At 45.1% G+C, this 17645-nt stretch carries 18 protein-coding genes; 1 reads left to right on the top strand and 17 read right to left on the bottom strand.

Features of this window, described 5'->3' with window-relative positions; translation table 11 throughout:
• Positions 1–7 precede the first annotated feature (7 nt).
• The 17 genes from ACYIAR_RS00505 to ACYIAR_RS00425 form a co-directional block, all read right to left on the bottom strand.
• Positions 8–2317 (bottom strand): type IV secretory system conjugative DNA transfer family protein, encoded by a 2310-nt coding sequence (locus tag ACYIAR_RS00505; RefSeq protein WP_480331411.1) that lies wholly within the window; start codon positions 2315–2317, stop codon positions 8–10.
• A 24-nt stretch (positions 2318–2341) separates the two neighbouring features.
• A complete protein-coding gene (locus tag ACYIAR_RS00500) occupies positions 2342–2815 on the bottom strand; it encodes a hypothetical protein (RefSeq protein WP_480331408.1) in 474 nt (157 codons plus the stop codon).
• Between the two features lie 3 nt (positions 2816–2818).
• A complete protein-coding gene (traN, locus tag ACYIAR_RS00495; protein WP_117853295.1) occupies positions 2819–3706 on the bottom strand; it encodes a conjugative transposon protein TraN in 888 nt (295 codons plus the stop codon).
• Between the two features lie 62 nt (positions 3707–3768).
• Positions 3769–4980: a conjugative transposon protein TraM gene (locus ACYIAR_RS00490; protein WP_480331406.1), complete on the bottom strand. Its 1212-nt coding sequence runs from the start codon at positions 4978–4980 to the stop codon at positions 3769–3771.
• Positions 4977–5465 carry a hypothetical protein gene (locus ACYIAR_RS00485; RefSeq protein ID WP_242385296.1) on the bottom strand — a complete coding sequence of 163 codons (489 nt, stop codon included), beginning with the start codon at positions 5463–5465 and terminating at the stop codon, positions 4977–4979. The genes ACYIAR_RS00490 and ACYIAR_RS00485 overlap by 4 nt, the downstream gene beginning before the upstream one ends.
• Positions 5466–5477: 12 nt before the next feature.
• Positions 5478–6074 (bottom strand): conjugative transposon protein TraK, encoded by a 597-nt coding sequence (gene traK / locus ACYIAR_RS00480; RefSeq protein ID WP_025068985.1) that lies wholly within the window; start codon positions 6072–6074, stop codon positions 5478–5480.
• 19 nt (positions 6075–6093) lie between these two features.
• Positions 6094–7221, bottom strand: coding sequence for a TraJ family protein (locus ACYIAR_RS00475; protein ID WP_242385295.1), 1128 nt, complete (start codon positions 7219–7221; stop codon positions 6094–6096).
• Positions 7222–7281: 60 nt separating this feature from the next.
• Entirely contained in the window at positions 7282–7932 is a 651-nt protein-coding gene (locus ACYIAR_RS00470; RefSeq protein ID WP_394852402.1) for a DUF5045 domain-containing protein, read from the bottom strand.
• A gap of 25 nt (positions 7933–7957) precedes the next feature.
• On the bottom strand, positions 7958–8611 hold the full coding sequence (locus ACYIAR_RS00465) for a hypothetical protein (protein WP_480333497.1): 654 nt from the start codon (positions 8609–8611) through the stop codon (positions 7958–7960).
• A gap of 65 nt (positions 8612–8676) precedes the next feature.
• Entirely contained in the window at positions 8677–9423 is a 747-nt protein-coding gene (locus ACYIAR_RS00460) for a hypothetical protein (RefSeq protein ID WP_480331403.1), read from the bottom strand.
• Positions 9417–12251 carry a TraG family conjugative transposon ATPase gene (locus tag ACYIAR_RS00455; RefSeq protein WP_480331401.1) on the bottom strand — a complete coding sequence of 945 codons (2835 nt, stop codon included), beginning with the start codon at positions 12249–12251 and terminating at the stop codon, positions 9417–9419. Before ACYIAR_RS00455 ends, ACYIAR_RS00460 begins: the two co-directional genes overlap by 7 nt.
• A 21-nt stretch (positions 12252–12272) precedes the next feature.
• Complete coding sequence (locus ACYIAR_RS00450; RefSeq protein ID WP_480331399.1) at positions 12273–12557, bottom strand: DUF4133 domain-containing protein; 285 nt, start codon at positions 12555–12557, stop codon at positions 12273–12275.
• Between the two features lie 12 nt (positions 12558–12569).
• Complete coding sequence (locus ACYIAR_RS00445) at positions 12570–12926, bottom strand: DUF4134 domain-containing protein (RefSeq protein ID WP_057249733.1); 357 nt, start codon at positions 12924–12926, stop codon at positions 12570–12572.
• Between the two features lie 66 nt (positions 12927–12992).
• Positions 12993–13427, bottom strand: coding sequence for a hypothetical protein (locus tag ACYIAR_RS00440; protein WP_480331396.1), 435 nt, complete (start codon positions 13425–13427; stop codon positions 12993–12995).
• Entirely contained in the window at positions 13409–14026 is a 618-nt protein-coding gene (locus ACYIAR_RS00435; protein WP_480331394.1) for a MarR family transcriptional regulator, read from the bottom strand. The genes ACYIAR_RS00440 and ACYIAR_RS00435 overlap by 19 nt, the downstream gene beginning before the upstream one ends.
• A gap of 3 nt (positions 14027–14029) precedes the next feature.
• On the bottom strand, positions 14030–14428 hold the full coding sequence (locus ACYIAR_RS00430; protein WP_480331392.1) for a hypothetical protein: 399 nt from the start codon (positions 14426–14428) through the stop codon (positions 14030–14032).
• Positions 14429–14455: 27 nt separating this feature from the next.
• Positions 14456–15316: a ParA family protein gene (locus ACYIAR_RS00425; RefSeq protein ID WP_480331390.1), complete on the bottom strand. Its 861-nt coding sequence runs from the start codon at positions 15314–15316 to the stop codon at positions 14456–14458.
• A gap of 268 nt (positions 15317–15584) precedes the next feature.
• On the opposite strand from ACYIAR_RS00425, the gene ACYIAR_RS00420 reads away from it, so the two are divergent.
• Complete coding sequence (locus ACYIAR_RS00420) at positions 15585–17645, top strand: leucine-rich repeat protein (RefSeq protein WP_480331388.1); 2061 nt, start codon at positions 15585–15587, stop codon at positions 17643–17645.

Genomic DNA, 17645 nt, shown 5'->3' with positions numbered 1-17645 from the left:
TATATGTTTAGCTGATACCGAGAAGTTCCTTTACCATATCCTCCACTTCCTGGTTCACACGCTTGAAATTACGGTTGAGCAGGATTTCCTTCTCTTTGTCATTCTTGAACTCATATATTTTAGGAAGAGGAACATAGTGCTTTTCCTCGTCTTTAATCTTCTTCATGTCAAAGTGCGTCTTGCAGAAATACTTGGTAGTCTTGAACTCTTCCGACTGCTCGATGTCAAAATGGTCAAGCATACTGTCATCGGTAGCCGTAAAGTCACGTGCCGCCTGTCCGGCCAGCCAGCCTGTTGCCATATCCGCAATCTTGGCTGCAGGAACCAGAAAATCCATCTTCTCAGAGATTGTGGTTGATACCTTATGGTCATTGATGGAAATGGAACGTGAGGTCTGCTTTGCCTTTCCGAACACATCATTCTGCGCCCACTCCAGCGTCTCCTTGTTACGTGCCGCACCCATGAAGATATTACCGCAGGTGGTGATAATCTTCTGCATACCAACCTTGCCGTAGTCAGCCTCCAGCTGAGGAAGTTCCTGGAAGCCTAAAGTGACAGCTACCTTGTTGGAACGAGCCGTACCGATAAGACGGTCTATCTTGTGAAAGTACAGTGTCGGAAGCTCATCCACGATGATGCTTACCGGGATATTGCCCTTTGAGTTCACCCTTGTAATCAGACGGTTAAGTACAAGTGCATTCAGAGAGCCGATAACCTGTTCCTTTTCCGGGTCATTGGCAATCACCAGATAGCTCGGATTTGCTTTGTCAGAAATCTTCAGGTCGAAATCATCCCCGGTGAATACCCAGTATGCTTCCGGAGACACAAGACGTGCGGCGTTCACACGTAGCGTACCGACCATACCTTCCAACTGGTCATTCGCCTTGTTTTCGTAAGCACTCTTGAACGGAGCCATCAGTGAAGCAATCCTGTCATCCTGCATCAGGATATTGAATACCTGGTCGTATGGTCTCCCAAGAAATGAAAGCACATGCGGCATGTCCGAGTACTCTCCGGTTACGGTATCCGGTTCCACTTCATTGCCATGCTCGTCTTCATACCAGCACCTCTGAATCAGAATTTTCCTGCCAGTCCGGTCATTATAGCTGTATCCGTTCAGGTCCACAAACATACGGTCCTCGTCAGTCGATACATCATTGCCGTTCTCATCCACGAAATCAAGCACCACATTGCCGTCCTTGTCGATGGCGTTGAAGTCATCCCAGTTGCGTATGACAATTTCCAGCTTCTTTCCCTCCAGTGATATGAAGCGTCTAAGCTTCTTTCCGTTCCTGAACCCGACCGGATGGAAGTTTACAAAGAAATAGATGATGGCAGCCAGAAAGTTTTCCGCAGAGTTGGTGAAGAAGGCTTCCGAACCGCCCTTCTTCTCTCCACCTCCCTTGTTGAGTGAGGCCAGCAGAGTAGCCGCCGTTTCAGAAGCTGCAGCCAGATCCGGAATATATTTCCGCTGAATCGGATTGATGCGGTTAGAGTATTCCACATCGGTAAAGTTGATGGTACGGAATCCGCAGTTCTGAGGCAGTTTGCCTGCCTTGCGGTTCTTGCAGTACTGATAGAAAAGCGTCTTTGCCAGTGTCGGATACTTGAAATCATATACCATCATGGCAAATCCCTTTGCTGAATGCTGCCTGATGAACGGGTCAATGATACCGAAAGACTTACCGGAACCTGGTGTACCCAGAACAATCGTACCACGGAAAGGATTGATGATATTGATCCATCCTTTGTGCATTTTCTTCTTCCAGTAGTATATCATCGGAATGTTCACCGAATAATCATTGCTGACCAGCGTTTCCGACTGCTGGAACGATTCGTTCTCAAAGTTGAAACGGTCCTCACCGACCTTGTAGTTGTAATACTTGGCAATACCGTCCAGTCCCTGATGTACCAGCATGGTACCCACCACCGAACATACCGCATACAGAAGACGGTTGGCAGGAAATCCCAGCCAGCTGAATCCGAAACTCATGCCATGAAATACAAAACAAAGTCCCACAAGTGTCAGACCGGCCAGTACCGGATAGATGACCATTGTCCTTACATTGAACTTCAGGGACTTTTCTGCTTTTGTGCCGATACAGACAATACAGATGCATATCAGTTCGGCCACCTTGCATCCCGATACGGAATTGAAAACCCTGAACCGTGCCAGCAGGTCGAGTACGAACTGCGTAACCCTGTTGTCAGCCGTAACTGGCAGGTTCATGATAATTTCAATAATCAGAAAGATATAGATGCAGCTCCTGAAGTAGTTGTACATCTGCTGCTGTTCCCTTGTCTCCTCAAATGCCATACGCTCTAACTGTATATGAATTTACTAAAATGGAACCTTTATACCCAACAGCAGACCGTTGCGGAAGGTATCCCCATGCAGGAAGTTCACATTGTTCTTCTGGATTATTGAAAACTCCAGTCCGCTGCGGAACACATAGCTGTATTCAAATCCGGCCTCCAGCCCGAAGAAGAACTTCTTCTGTACCGCACCGAACTGAGACCCAAGACGAAGGCGCATCATGCCGTTCTTGTACCGTGCCAGACGGTGCTTGTAAACCATACCTCCATCCCAGAAATATCCTTTCCAGAAATTGTGACATACCGGCTTCTGCCAGTGATTCCCGACCTCACCATATACTTCGACCGCATTTCCGTATGAAAGCGGATACTCATAACCCAAAGTGGCATTCAGCGTACTTGGAAAAAGGAATCCGGCATTGACGGAAACCTTTCCGGTCTGTACCGATGCACCGATGAATGCAACCGGGCAAAACAGAATGAACAGAATCTTCTTCATGGCCTATTTTTTTATGGAATGATCAATATAATAGTAGGGGTAATAGTCTGCACCGTCCAGAATATCCGAGTCGAAGCCGTCTGCATTGAGAATGTCCTCATACTCGATGGTGAGTACCACCACACGTCCGCTTATCTGGTTCTCGGAAATCTCCAGACGAAGCACCTTCTCTTCAGGGAAAGTGAGCTTCGGAATCACAAGCACGTTCCTGTAGTCCTTCCTGAACTTACGGGTGTTGTTCATGGAAAATACAGGGGTAAGCTCTATGGTCTGTGAATTGGTTGCCTTTGTCTCCTTTTTGTCAGTAAGTTTTACCCTGATTTCCTCTATATCGTATGCAATCCTTGTCTTGTTCTTCAGTGTATAGTCCAGAAAGAAATAGTCACCGATGGAATAGATATTGTTGATGTATGCCCTGATTCCATTTTTGTTTGATACAATCTGGTTGAATTTTCTTCTGCTTCCATAGACAGCCCAGGCATATCGTGCAATCTCAGCCATCGGCATGGAAACCTCCGGATTGATATAGGACTGTGTCTCATTGTAGGATACATTGTAGATGGTAGAAGCATATTTGGGTGATTCGGTATAGAGGATGTCATACTGTGCGATATGACGCTCACCGATAATGGTGAGTGTACCCAGCAGTTCGTTTTCCCTGTAACCTTCAGATGATATGGAATCATTCTCCAGATAAGGCTTGATGCGGACGATATTGTCTGTACATTGATTGCCTATAATCCTTGTTGTGGAAATATCAACCATTTTGATGTTTTCGGGCATGACAATGTGTGTGGTCACTTCCCGGTTGATGTATATCTTCTCGTTGGCCGACAGATGTACGGCTATGCCTGTGATAAGGCATATTATCAGAAAAAATCTGGTTTTCATATTGAGTAATCTTTATAGTTTATGAATGGTACTGTTATAATCGGATATAAAAGCAATGTTAATCAGCGTGCATCTTCCGAGTTTATCAGGTAAACGATGGTATTGTACTTGATTTTCGCCTTGTTCTTTCTGATATTGGAAGATATGGCAGAAGTTGCAGAGTTATACATGTTCTGCAGTGACTGGAGAGCAATGGCCTCCGTAGAAATACCGGTACCGTAACCGTCACTCGATTCAAAACTGATATTCTGCTGTACCGTATTCGAACCTGCATCCTTCATGAAATCACGGAAAGCCGATTCAGGAACATAGAAACCTTCCATACCGTCATTGTCAAATACAGAAAGCTTAACCTTGATGAACCTGTCGCCGACAAGAATACTGGTTATGGAAGCCCTGACACGCTGCTGTCCGAAACCTGTTACCGTTCCATAGAGGTAAGTTCCCTTTTTCAGCTTTGTACCGCTTACCGTCACATCGTCCAGAAGCTTGAACCGCAGACGTGTACCTTCATGCGCCTTTGTAGTCTGGTCAATCATGGCACGTATAAGCTTGTTCTCGGCAAATTCATCCGGAGCAGTAACCGTATTGAATCTGTCGGCATTGGTGTCATCGGACTTGATTACCAGACTCGGACGGTTGCGTTCCCTTTCCTCCTGACGCACTTTAGCTATGGAATCAGCCCTGTGCTTTCTTTCCGCTTCCTCTGCTTCCGGGTCTTTGATACCCAGTCCGCTTTCAATGGCCTTCTGCCGTTCATAGCTCCTCCGCTGAATCTCTTCAAGGTCACGTGCAAACTCGTCCTGTGAGGAATATCCCATATCTCCGTAACCCGTTTCACTGTTTCCCGAAGGACCGTTCCCGTAGGCATATGCATTGATATGCTTTCTTGATTCTGCAAGGGAACGCTCCAGTTCTTCAAGTTCCCTCTGCTGCCGCTGTCTTTCAGCTTCAGCTGCATCCAGACGGTTCAGCTCTTCCTCGCTGTAGCCGTGTTCCAGTTCCTCCTTCTTCTGTTTTTCCTCCCCGATACCGCTGACGGCTGTGAAGGCATCCTCGTCACCGAAACGTCTGGACATCTCATACATCTTGTCTCCGGCTTCCTCGGCATTGGCCTGGGGAAGTTCCATGTTGATACGGTCTGTAGCTACCGTTCCGGCAGTCTCCTCACCGCCGGAGAAAGTCTGCATCACAAAGTATACCAGTGCGCACAGCGGAACGAATATGACCAGCGGAAAGATATACTTGGGCTGTTTGAAATTAATCTTAATCATGGGTTATCATTGTTTTTAATGGATTTGACTATATTTTCCAGCTGCCGGTATTTGAGGATGATCCTCAAGGAATCCTCACGGCTCTTTACAGGTATGGCAATCATGGAGTCCAGTTCATGACGCAGTAACTGTCCCTTCACCGTCATGTCCGTCAATACACTGCGGTGAATGTCCTTGTTTGCCTGGATGGTACGGAATCCCTGAAACACCGGTTCCATTGCGGCTATCGAACTGACATCCGGCTCACTCTGTTTCCCGTTGCCGGAATCTATGGCAACGGTACTGACAAGCAGCAGAAGCAGTGTCCCTGCTACACCTGCGAATGTCGTTTTCGGATGTTTAGCCGCCCATCTGTTGGCCAGTCTGATTCTTGCGGCCAGACGGTATCTTGTTCCGATGACACCCAGTTTGGGCTGCAACCACGACCTGACAAGCAGATGCGTTTTCAAACGGCTTTCCTGTATCTTTTTTCTGAATGATTTCATAATATCAGTATATCAATAGTCCAAATCCCTGTTTTCAAGAGTCCTCCAGCCGGTAATGAGCAGACCGTGCGGATTGTTCCTTGTCCTCGGTACGGACTCGATGTAACCTGTTGTCACCATCGAGCGTCTGATGTCCCTGGTCCTGCGCTTGATAAGCTGCGTACCGTAATAGGTAAACTTCCGTTCATGTTCGTCAAACTGAATGGAGTCGCACATGATGGTGCAGACAGCCGAAGAGGAAATGATGTCCGAATAGAAACCGTTCTCGTCCATGGCCTGTTTCTGTTTCAGCGCAGTCCCGTCAGCCATATACATCGCTTTCCCTACCGTCCATTTGATATAGTCGTTGTCGGGCGGCAGGTTGAAGAAATACTGGTGGAACAGCTGTATGTGCGCCTTGGCCTCCATAGTGAAGTTGGCTTCCAGCCGTGCACGCTCGGCAAGAAACGGAATGTCTCCGTCAAGTACATAAATCTGCTGCCTTTCCTCGTTGACAAGGGAAATGCAGCACCAGATGGTAAAGGCACAGATGACGGTGCAGCCTCCGATTACAGCAAATACCGTCATCATGGCCAGTCTGGTTTTCTGTGCAAGGGATTCAATAAGCATATTGTAAAAAGATTTGAAGTTATTTGACTAATGACCTGACAGCCGAACCTGTTCCTTTCATGGCAGAACCTGCCATACTTCCGGCCATACCACCTGCAGCCGAAGTGATGCCCATTGCAGCCGAACCGGCAACGGAACCTGTACCCGAACTTACACCTCCCGGAATCAGCCATGAAGCCACTTCAGGAACGAAGCGTATGATATAGGCACCCACGAGCATACCCATGGCATACATACAGTTGGAGCCTATTCCCTGCAGTCCCAGTGCGCCGATCTGTTCCCATGAGTTTACCGAGCCGTGCAGCAGGTGGTCGTATGCCACCAGATCCTGCTGGAGGTTATAAAGAAGAATGAAGTCTATATAATAGATGCACATATAGGTCACGAATCCCCATAACGAGAGGGAAAGGAACTTGGACATCCACTGGCTCCAGGCCGAGTTCCATGGCGGTGCCAGCGAGAGGGCAAACATGATCGGACAGAATATCATCATGATGGCCATGAAAATCCTCTGTGCCACGAGCATCCCGTAATACGACATCTGGAAAATCAGTTCTCCGACAAAGCGTATTACATCGTTTACCCATTCACTGACCTTTGTCTCAGCCGCCACGGCAGCCCTCTGGGCGTAGTTGTTGATGGTCGAGCCCAGATTCTCCACATTATATATCAGCTTGTCCCACCAGGCAGCATCCTGACCGATTTCGGCCACCTGCTTTGCCGTGGCTATGGAGTCCTGTACGGTTCTCAGCCTGTCGAGATATTCACTCTGTTTCTGTGCCACCTTCAGCTCGAAGGCTGCCACTTCCTTGTTCTTTGCCTTGGCCATAGCCCATGTAGCTGACTCCAGACTCTTTCCCGGAACCTGCAGAGCAGAGCATATCCATGAAGAGGATGAAATACACAGGGAAATGCCAATGATACGCAACAGCTTCATGACATCCATACCACGCCTTCCGAGCATCATCATCCAGCATTCGTATGAACCGACACACAGGGCCAAACACAGACCGAGAGCCTTTGCCATTGAAACGGCATCACCGAGAACGGCCACATTGGGAAATGTCTCCATGGCCGTCAGCAGCTTTTCCAGACTTTCGTCAATGGCCGGAAGTCCTATTGTCAGCGGAATAAACAGTAAATTCATGATTGATTATATTATTTGTTTAATATTATTACCTGTATTATCGTCAATTATAGAGAATGTCTAATAGTGTGTAGCGGCAACGGCACAAAGGTGTGCAGTCCTGTTGACCAGTTCTGCCATCCTGGATTTGGCTTCCTCGTATGCCTTCTGCCGCTTGGCGTTCTCCAGTCCATAGCCGACACCGGTTTTATGTATATAGGCTATATCCGCACAGAGTATTTCATTCTGGCGGCTCAGCTCGTCTACCTGATAGCGGAGCTTGCCGTCACTCTTCTGCATACAGTAGAGCAGTCCGTCCGTGATACAGTCCTGCATACGGTTGAACTCGTCCTTGTAAGTGGCATACATCAGGTCAACATTTCTGTCAGCCTCCCTTGCCAGTTCTTCCTTATACAGTTCCTCGATATATTTGCGCTCACTCTCCACTTTCCTGATTTTCTGCCTCTGCGTCTCTTCGGCAGTCACACGTACCGGCATGATACGTTTCACATCAGACTTGGGTTCCTTGAAACGGACACGGAATCCGGAGTTGAACCAGTCCCATTTCCAGTACATTTCCGCACCGGAATATTTCTTATGCAGGAAAAAGTAATACCAGTCAGGAGCAAAATCCCACGGACCGTTCTCCATTGACTTCCACTGTTTCTGCTTTTCACTGTCACTGACTATGCTTTGGGCATTGGCAACAGTAACTGTACCTGAAACCGCCATACAGAACAGGCACAATAACATTATTCTAACCTGCATATCCCTGATTCCATTTATTGATTACACGCTCAGCTATCTCATTCTTCACATTGGAGTTCAGTATCTCCCAGATATAGTCCGGCTTCCATCCGCAGTCCGTGACAAGGAAACAATACAGGTTGGCATTGTCTATTATGTACCTTGCCCTGTCGATGGAAGACTTCAGTGTCATTACCAGATTCAGCTTTTCATCCATGGAGGCCTTCATCAGGTTTATATCCGAAGCGGCCACAGATGCATACAGTCTGTAGCAGTGCTGTATCTCCCTTGATATTGCCACGTTGGCATCGGCATAATACCATGCCACGAAAGGCTTCTTCGATACATGGCTGAAAGTATTACCGGTAAAGTCCTTGTATTCCGTTACCAGCTGATACAGTGAGTTGGCCGTTGAAGAAATGGCACCGGCCAGTACCAGATACGAATAGGCATTGTTCAGCCTTGTATCCAGAGTGGTCCTGACATCATTGAACTTTTCCGCACCCTTCTCAATGAGCGACTGCTCGCCATAGCTTGTGGCCACCCTTGTCAGTGCCTTGTCCTCGTCCTTCTTTATGGCCTTGTGCAGGGCAATGAGTGCTTCGATGGTCGGCAGGTCTTTGGGTATGATGAAAGCGGAAGCCTTTACAGGCAGCAACAGCATTATAATACCGGCTGATATGATACTTATATTCCTGATTCTCATGACAGACACATACATATTAAGGGTTAATAATTTGAAGCAACCAGTCCGTTCCAGTCCTGTACAAGATTCCCCACATGATTCTTCATGGTCACCACATTTGCCCATCCTTCAGGATCTATGGCAAAGAAGAGGTCGTTTGCAGTAGCATACTGTGCCATCAGAACCATCCCTTCCACCTTGTAGCGTATCCTGTTCAGGTCAGTATAGATACTGTTGGCCAGTGTCAGCCTTTCATACCTGTCCAACAGGTTATAGCCGTCATCCTTTTTTTCTGCAGTTGCCTGTCCCTGCAACGGATTGGGAATTCTGGCATTGTTAACGATATTGACGAAGTTGCCGACCAGCTGCTGGGTTTCCGCTACAAGGTTGCCGAGTTCGTTCAGACAGAGCAGCTTGTTTGAAAATTTGGCCCTGTTTACCGTACTGACAAGTACTGGAACATTTCGCAGAATATCCAAAGCGCACAGACCTATTTCCTTATAATAAAGACTTTCAGTCCCGAAACCGGATATGTTCTCCATGCTCAGCTTGTAGAGTTCCTTCATGGTAGCCATACTCACCGTATAGAGTTCCACTTTCTGTTTCTTGGCTGCAATGGTATCCACACGCTGGTTGTGATGTTCCTCGATAAGCTTCTGTGAAGCGGTATTGGCCATGACAATCTTCAGACAGTTGCGGTCGAATACGATTCTCCAGGCAGCATGTGCATTAATGCAGACAAATGCAGAAAGCATTATAACCGATATGATTCTTAATACTGTTCTTACCATAGTGACATAACTTTTTGATGTTGGTTGACTTTTCTTGCAAACTCCAGATACAGAAGCCCTCCATCTGCCTTGCGGTCTTCCTCGATACGGGTGATGGCCTCCTGCAGCGTACCGTACCGGGCAAGATAAATCTTCAGTGCCTCCTTTTCGGTACGTTCTGTAGTATATGCCCAGTAACATTCCGGTGCTTCCTCCACGCCGTACACATCCGAGTGCTGTCCCCGGCAAATCCACACCTCCTTGAAGTAGCTTCTTCCCTCATGGTTGTTCAGCGCATTAATGGTGAAAATCTGCTGACGCTGTATGTCTGTGAGTCCCAGAATGGCTGCAATATCCTCATACCTGTCCTTGAACTTGGTCTGGTCAAGCAGAATCTTCACATCCGAGTTATTGATGATGGCCTCCTTCACAATAGGGGAATCAATCACATCGTTAAGCTCCTGTGTGACCACACCGGCTATTCCGTGGAACTTCCGGACGGTCTTATACAAATACTTTATATATTCTGCCATGGTAGGTGATGCTATTGCCTTCCATGCCTCTTCGATGATAAGAGCCTTCCGTCCCTTCTTGATACGCATCTTCTGCAGGAACACGTCCATGATAATCAGCACCACAATCGGAAAAAGCACCGGATCATCCTTTATCTTGTCAATCTCGAACACAATGAACCGCTCGTCAAACAGGTTAGTGTCCAGGTCGGAGTTCAGCGTCATCTCCAGCTCGCCGCCACGGTAGAACTGTTTCAGAATGGCCGCAAAGTCATGTATATTGAAACTTATCTTCTCCAGCTGTGTAATCTGCGGAATGCGCTCCAGGGCAAACTCATAATAGGAATTGAACGAGAGTTCCTGAACCTTCAGCCTGCGCTTCTGTTCCTCCATGTGGTCAATCTGCCTGTCTATCTTAATCAGCATGGAATTGTTATAAAGTTCCCTTTTATATTTTTCGATAATGGCAAGGGCACGTTTTTTTTCCGGTTTGGTGGCAGCTTCATCATTTATCAGAGCAGTCAGTGAACGGCACTGTCGTATCAGCTTCAGACGGCGTACTTCGGAAGGCAGCAGCAGGGCACGGCTTTCAGCCTTCTCCTGAACCTCTTCCGTATTTATCTGCCTGTCGATGTCTTCCATGCTGTGCGTGTACTGTTCATAGTCATCCTCCATCTTGGCGGCGACCAGCAGTTTCTGCCTCAATGCCTCACGCTCACTGTCGCTGAACCCTTCAAAAGGATTGAAATAGGCCTCATAGTATTCCACGATGGTCTGGTTTATCAGCATGTCCTCAATCTTTGTAGGAAATGCGTTACCCTTGAATATCAGGAATATCAGCGATTTGAGGAAGTTCTTCTTCTCTCCGAAATTAAGTTCATACTCCTCCTTCGTGACCTTGAACGGATTCATGGAAATGGGCTTCTCCTTCGAGTAGGCTATGTATGTACCCTTGTAATATCCGCATATGCCTTCGTAGGAATCACCCGTATCCACCATGACCACATCTGTATTCTGTTCCAGCAGCTGACGTACCACACTGTTCATGTGGAAGGACTTGCCGGAACCGGAAGGACCGATACAGAAGAAGTTGGCATTGTCCGTCATTTTCCTTTTGCCTTCCTTGCCGGTAATGTCGATACAGACAGGCAATCCCTGACGGTCGGTGTAGTATGTAGTCAGCGGTGTATCTTCGGATTCCTTCAGATGCTCCTTGAAGAAAAAGCAAAGTGCAGCATCCGAAAGTGTCAGGAACAGGTCATAGTCCGGGTTGAAAGCATAGCCATTACCTGGAAAACTGTCCATGAAAAGCTCCAGCTGGTTGAAGGCCGTCCTTGACGGCATGATGCCGCACTCGTACAGCTTTGTCTCCAGAAAGGAGGTTACCGGAGTAACCTTGTCAGGCGGACAGCTCACCAGAATGTTGAAGTTGCAGTACACAAGCATGGTACTGTCAACGGCCAGCCTGTCCAGCACTTCCTCAATGTCGGCCTTGGCAATACGGTTGCTCGGGTCCGGCATGGAACCGTGACGCTTCGCCTTGGCCTGAAGCTTGCGCAGCAGCTTCCTCTGTCCCGGTATCTGAATGACCTGATTAAATACCACACAGTCCGAGTAGGGGACGCCGGTAAGAAAAGAAAGCAGGTCGGTTGCAATTCCGTATCCGTTGATGTTCATCTGCGTGTACGGCTTTACCATGGAAGGAAGATTAATCTCGTCAATGTCCACCAGCGGATAGGAACGGATAATCCGGTCACCTGTCCTGAGATATTCGTCTGAAGCCTTGAAGTTAGTCATCGAGAACGGTCCGTGCCGGAACTGGAATGCCATGAAACGGTGGCAGTATTCGCTGACCTCCTCCTTGCCGAGCTTTCTGTGCCGGATATGCTTTTCCGTCAGAATATCATCCGTCTTTGATACCTTGGCATGGAAATCGAGCCATCTCTTCGGGTCATACTGGATGAACTGGCTTCTCTGAGCCTCCTGAGTGAGGATAAGAAAAGTCCGTATCTCTGTAAATTCCCTTCCCTCGAAGTATCTGAAATAACTCCTTGTCAGGAACTCCGCATCATCCGGCACGTCATGGTGAAATGCCTGTCTGCACAGAATATCCTGCTTCTGCAGTGCATATCCCTCACCGATGGTCTGAAGGATATTGGATAGCATGTCATGAAACAGCATGTACTGCTGCGCATCCGTACAGAGCTGCTGGACCGGATTGGTAATCTCGAAGATAACGGACGGCTCGCCTCTGGCCGAGAACAGCACGACATTGCCGTCCGTCTCCTCCAGCTGCGCATAGAGTCCGTCAAAAATTCTTTTCCTTTTGTGTGCCATACTGTATAAAGTGATTTACTGTTATTTTCTAAGGCTTCTGTAGATATAGATACCTCTTGACCTCTTCTTGTTGTGGAGTCCACCACGCTGTTTGATGTAGATTGTTATCAGTCCCACCAGTGCCATGACCATCATGGCTATGAATCCTGCAATCTTTCCCAAGGCGATTGAGAAACCGATGAAGCCTACGAATGATACGCCTATGGCTGCTGCTGCCAGAGTAAGGAAACGGCCGCGTATGCCCATAAACTCCAGCGGCTTCTGCAATCCCTTGAACACAGGGTATCCTTCCTGATTCATTGTCATGCCGGGTAAGGATTACTGGAAGAACAGCGGAAGAGCTTCCGAGAGTGCGATGAATGCGATACAGCCTCCTATGGTAAGCATAATGGTCTTCTTCACGTCCTGGTCTCCGTTCTGCATCTTGAAATAGACATTGAAGGCACCGACCAGAACGATAACGGCAGCAATGGCCTTCATAAGGTTCGATACCGGAGTCTGGTAGGAACTGACTTCCTGAGTGGCCTTGGTAAAACCTGCTGCACCCTTGCTTCCTGCCATTACGTTTGATGTGGAAATAACGAGTGCAATGGCCGCCACCACACACTTCTGTCCAAAACTTGAACCGATGAAACGCTCCGTAAGATTCCGGGCACTTTTCTTTATTATCTGCATTTCTGAATAATATTAAATGATTTCATCGCCAAAGAAACAGATGTCACTAAAGGAACGGTATATATGTCAGGCGTTCTCACAGCTGAAGATAACGGCACCGAGGTCACTGGTACCGGTCTCTGCCAACCGGTTTATTTCCTGAATGATATTCTCAACCAGAATGCCGTCAGTCATGATGGCCTCCCGGTAAACGTGTCTGGAAGATTCTGATTTGGATGCAGATTTCTCTGTACCGTCAGAATCAGTATTTTCATTCTCAGGTTCGGGATTCCCTGTATTATTCTCTTCCTGATTCTCTTCTTTGGATTCAGGTTCATCCCGGTTTATTCTTATCGGCCTGAAGCTTCGTGCTTCTTCCGATATGTCAATGTCCTCTTCTTTTTGGCTGTCCTGCTCGGCATTCTGTGCGGCCTTTGCCCTCTGGAAGTCCATGAAAATCATTGCCGCATAATAGAATACCATTGCTACGAAGAGAAGGAATACTATCTGTCCGTACTGCATGGCTGTTGTAATATAATGTTGGAAGAAAGAGCGGAACTCTCCTTCGGAAGCGGAAGGATATGCAGTCCCAGTTTGATGCCCCGGCTTTCCAGACGTTCCCTGCGTTCCGTACTGCCGGTATAATAAATCACGTTGTGTTCCTCACTGATGATGTATCCGTTTGACTTCATGTTTGAGCGTACCCTTACCTTTGCCCTGTTTGAAATGACACGGATACCGGTTATGGGTTCCAGTCCGAAGACGATACGCCGTCTTTCCCTCTTTACCATCTGGGTACGGATACGTGAGGAAATCTGGTGTTTTTCTTCACTGCTGCGTTTCAGTCCGAGTGCAGCGGCTATGCGTCCGACACTCATCCGGGTAATGCCGAGAGCTTTCCCTATCTCAGAGAAGGAACACTCCTGGAAATGGTTTCTTATATAGTCTGCACGCTCCATCCATTTGGATTTGGCCATTTTTACAAGTCCAAGTTCACGGGCTTTCAGCTTGACGGTCGATTCGCTCAGATTAAGAACGGCAGCTGTATAGGCCGTGGTCTCTACCGGATACAGTTCGACAAGAGCGGCAAGCATCCTGTCAGTCCAGTCTGTCTTTTTCATAACCTACAAATTATAGCTGTTAAACAAAGATTTCTTTTCCCTTCTGTATTCTGCCAGACGTGGCAGGTAGGACTTGAAGAATGCCCTTACGATGGCATTCACCAGGTCAGAGCGGCATCTGCCATGTATATCGCAGTCATCAAGTGAATCCGCAAGGTCACGGTCGAGTTTGCAGACAAGTCTTTCTGTTTTGTCCGTTCCCGAACCGTCCGATTGCAGGTATTCCATGAAGTCATCCCAGCATCCTGTATCCGAAAGGGAAACAGCAGTATCCTTTTCATGTGCTTCATTATTATTTTCCTTTTGTTCAATCTGAGTTTCTACGGAATCTTGCGTCAATATAAGTTCTGAATCATTGATGCCTCTTGTCAGGTCATCTATTTCCGGTATATCCTTACTCATAGTGCTATGGTTATTGAAGTTTACTGATTATTCTGATTCTTTGTTCTGATTACTTGTACCATTCTCTGAAGGACTGGTTTCAGATTGGCCGGTAATGTCCTGTAAAGCTTCATCACACGGCTGTGCCTTCTTTTTCTTCTTAGGTTTGGGATTCAGATTTTCCGTCAGCTGTATGCCTTTGAGTTCTTTTTCCCTTATCGGTTGAAGTGTATCGAAGATACTCTGATAGACCTTGTCAAAGACTGGTGTAACGATAGCGGCCTGCATATCCAGTGCTGCCATGGTACTGAAACGTTCCATATCCGCACGTTTGGGAATCTTTGCTGTAACATAACCATAGTTGGAGAAGGTATCCCTTGCATTGTCCCAGATAAGCAGTTCGGAACGCTTGCCGATTCTTCCGTCATTCAGATTGGGAATGATGAAGAGTCTGGCTTTCATCCTTTCACCGACAGCCTTTTTCAGCCGGTCAACAAACATAAGGAAACTGGCCGTGGACGGTACGGTTACCAGGTCATAGTGAAATGGGACAATAATGATATCCGAGTTGACAAACATGGGTATCAGTCCTTCCGCTTTCAGACTGCCTGGAGAATCCATAAGTACAACGTCAATTTCTGGATCATTGTGAAGCTTCTCCATAAGGGAAGTCATCATTGCCTTGTCGTTGGCTTCATATGCCCATACCTCGTATGGCATATCCTGTTCACCGTATTTTCTGATGTCTGCCTTACGACATTTCATGATGGAGTGCTGGAAGTCGCAGTCAATTACTACAACCCTTGCACCCTTCGTCACCAAATAGTTGGCAAAGGTTACGCAAAGGGTAGTCTTTCCTACACCTCCCTTCTGATTGGCAAATGTCACTATAATCGGAGTCTGTATCATTTCAAATACTGATTGATTTTGTGATAAATGTATAAACCAAGGTTTTTAGAAAAGAAATGCACAACACAATTGTGATTCTAGTTGGATAAACCTGAATACTCAGATATATGAAATCTGGATTTTATAGTTATTTAGACTAAAAAAGTTACAGTAGCACGTTTCTTACTGCAATTTGTTGCTGCTTTTTTAATAATTAGCTATTTTTGTGTAAGTTACAACAACTTATAAAGTAGAATAATAATGATTTAGTATAAAAATATTATAGGATATGAACTACCCATTAATATCAGAATACGTACAATCTATAAAGTTCTCTGAAGAAAACTTTGATAAATTGAGTAATCTTCGCCCTGTTCTTGATGCGGACAGTAATCCGATTATGTCCAGTGGTAACTTTGCCGTAGTTTTTAAGATGGAAGATAGGCAAAGTAGGAAGCTGTATGCCGTAAAATGCTTTCTTCGTGAACAGGAAGGCAGAGATGAAAGTTACAGACTTATAGCTTCAGAGTTAGAATATGTATCATCTACATACTTAACTCCTATACAATATCTTGAAAAGGAACTTTTTGTAGATACTACACAAGGGAATGATACTGAGTATCCTGTATTGTTGATGGACTGGGTGGAGGGTCTCACACTCGACAAGTATATCCGAAAGAATATCCACGACCCATATAAACTTGCTTTGATTACCTATCAGTTCTGCCGGATGGGTTCTTGGTTGCTCAGTCAGGAGTTTGCACACGGTGACTTAAAGCCTGACAATATCATAGTTCGTGAAGATGGTCAGTTGGTGCTGGTGGATTATGACGGAATGTTTGTTCCTGCAATGCGAGGACAGAAATCGCGTGAATTGGGTAGTGTGGATTATTGTCATCCTCTCCGTACTGAAGATGTATTCAATGGCAGTATTGATGATTTCTCTATTGCTTCTATTGCTTTATCTTTGAAAGCTATTTCTCTAAAGCCTGAACTCCTGAATGATTTTGGGGCAGAGGACAGATTGCTTTTCAGAGCAATGGATTATCAAGATCTTGGTAATAGTGAATGTATTAAGGCAATACAATCTTTTACTAATAATATGGAACTATATCAACTATTAGGCCTATTTTATTTAGCTTTAGCAAGGACAGAATTGTGCGATGTTTCTTCTAAATTATTTAATATCCTAAAGCCTGAATCTTGTAATAGCGTCTTATCGCAAGATTTACATTGGTTAATACGAATTCTGAATCAAATTTATGTTTTTATAAATAATAATTTTGATTCTTTCTGGTGGAGTGATTTTAGCACTCAATTAGAATTAATAAATAAATACAATAAAGCTATTAATGTAGAGAGAAATAATGAAAAAGTAGTTGAATGGTGGTATAATACATTTTATCAAAACGATATTCATGCACAATTAATGTTAGGATTTTGCTATGAATATGGAATCTTTGTTCACCAGAATATATTAAAATCTTTTGAGTACTATTTTAGAACTGCATATTTAGGATGTTCTGAGGCTGAATACAAACTAGAACAGTTTAAGAGAGAATATGATATCGATGATGTTGTAGATTTTGAATTAAATGAATGTTTAGAAACAGGATATAGTTCTGATGGAAAAAAATTCATGTCATATTCTGATTATTATGAAAGTGAGTTAACAATTAAGGAAGGTACTGAAATCTTATGTAATAACTGTTTAAATGATTTGTATTATGAAATAGATACATTGTATTTGGAAACTCTTTATTTACCTAGTACTTTAAAAAGAATAGGAACGAATGTTTTTTGTGCTAGTATCTCAAACATTATATGTAAATCTAAAAATTTTAAGATTGAAAATGAATTTTTATTATCTGCAGATAATAGAACATTGGTTCGATATTTTGGAAATCAATCAATTGTTAATATTCCTGATGGAGTTATATTTATTAAAGGTGGGGCTTTTAGTGATATGGATATACAAAAGATTATAATCCCACAATCTGTCAAATGCATTGGAGATAATCCTTTTGCCGGAATAATTGATTTAAAACTAATTTCTTATTCAAAAAAATTAAAGATTTTAGATAATATATTATATGATATAATAGAAAAAAGAGTTATATGTTATTTGGGTAATGATGAAAATATTTGTATCCAAGAAGGTATGAAGATTTTAGGTGCAAACTCTTTTTATGGGAAAGGAATTAAACAAGTTCGGTTGCCTCAATCTATAGAATATATTGATGAAATAGCATTTGGTTGGTGTTTTGATTTGAAAGAGATTATAATTCCAAAGAAAGATAAATTAAGCATAATACCAAATTACTTAAAGAATATTGTTAGAGAAATTTAA

This window comes from Parabacteroides sp. KHUB-01 (assembly GCF_056640935.1).
The sequence above is the reverse complement of the archived record's forward strand: the minus strand, read 5'-3'. Positions and strand labels throughout refer to the sequence as shown.

Coding starts and splice junctions, on each gene's coding strand:
- ACYIAR_RS00505 (WP_480331411.1), bottom strand. CDS start 2,317: ATGGCATTTGAGGAGACAAGGGAACAGCAGCAGATGTACAACTACTTC.
- ACYIAR_RS00500 (WP_480331408.1), bottom strand. CDS start 2,815: ATGAAGAAGATTCTGTTCATTCTGTTTTGCCCGGTTGCATTCATCGGT.
- traN (WP_117853295.1), bottom strand. CDS start 3,706: ATGAAAACCAGATTTTTTCTGATAATATGCCTTATCACAGGCATAGCC.
- ACYIAR_RS00490 (WP_480331406.1), bottom strand. CDS start 4,980: ATGATTAAGATTAATTTCAAACAGCCCAAGTATATCTTTCCGCTGGTC.
- ACYIAR_RS00485 (WP_242385296.1), bottom strand. CDS start 5,465: ATGAAATCATTCAGAAAAAAGATACAGGAAAGCCGTTTGAAAACGCAT.
- traK (WP_025068985.1), bottom strand. CDS start 6,074: ATGCTTATTGAATCCCTTGCACAGAAAACCAGACTGGCCATGATGACG.
- ACYIAR_RS00475 (WP_242385295.1), bottom strand. CDS start 7,221: ATGAATTTACTGTTTATTCCGCTGACAATAGGACTTCCGGCCATTGAC.
- ACYIAR_RS00470 (WP_394852402.1), bottom strand. CDS start 7,932: ATGGCGGTTTCAGGTACAGTTACTGTTGCCAATGCCCAAAGCATAGTC.
- ACYIAR_RS00465 (WP_480333497.1), bottom strand. CDS start 8,611: ATGCTGTTGCTGCCTGTAAAGGCTTCCGCTTTCATCATACCCAAAGAC.
- ACYIAR_RS00460 (WP_480331403.1), bottom strand. CDS start 9,423: ATGGTAAGAACAGTATTAAGAATCATATCGGTTATAATGCTTTCTGCA.
- ACYIAR_RS00455 (WP_480331401.1), bottom strand. CDS start 12,251: ATGGCACACAAAAGGAAAAGAATTTTTGACGGACTCTATGCGCAGCTG.
- ACYIAR_RS00450 (WP_480331399.1), bottom strand. CDS start 12,557: ATGACAATGAATCAGGAAGGATACCCTGTGTTCAAGGGATTGCAGAAG.
- ACYIAR_RS00445 (WP_057249733.1), bottom strand. CDS start 12,926: ATGCAGATAATAAAGAAAAGTGCCCGGAATCTTACGGAGCGTTTCATC.
- ACYIAR_RS00440 (WP_480331396.1), bottom strand. CDS start 13,427: ATGCAGTACGGACAGATAGTATTCCTTCTCTTCGTAGCAATGGTATTC.
- ACYIAR_RS00435 (WP_480331394.1), bottom strand. CDS start 14,026: ATGAAAAAGACAGACTGGACTGACAGGATGCTTGCCGCTCTTGTCGAA.
- ACYIAR_RS00430 (WP_480331392.1), bottom strand. CDS start 14,428: ATGAGTAAGGATATACCGGAAATAGATGACCTGACAAGAGGCATCAAT.
- ACYIAR_RS00425 (WP_480331390.1), bottom strand. CDS start 15,316: ATGATACAGACTCCGATTATAGTGACATTTGCCAATCAGAAGGGAGGT.
- ACYIAR_RS00420 (WP_480331388.1), top strand. CDS start 15,585: ATGAACTACCCATTAATATCAGAATACGTACAATCTATAAAGTTCTCT.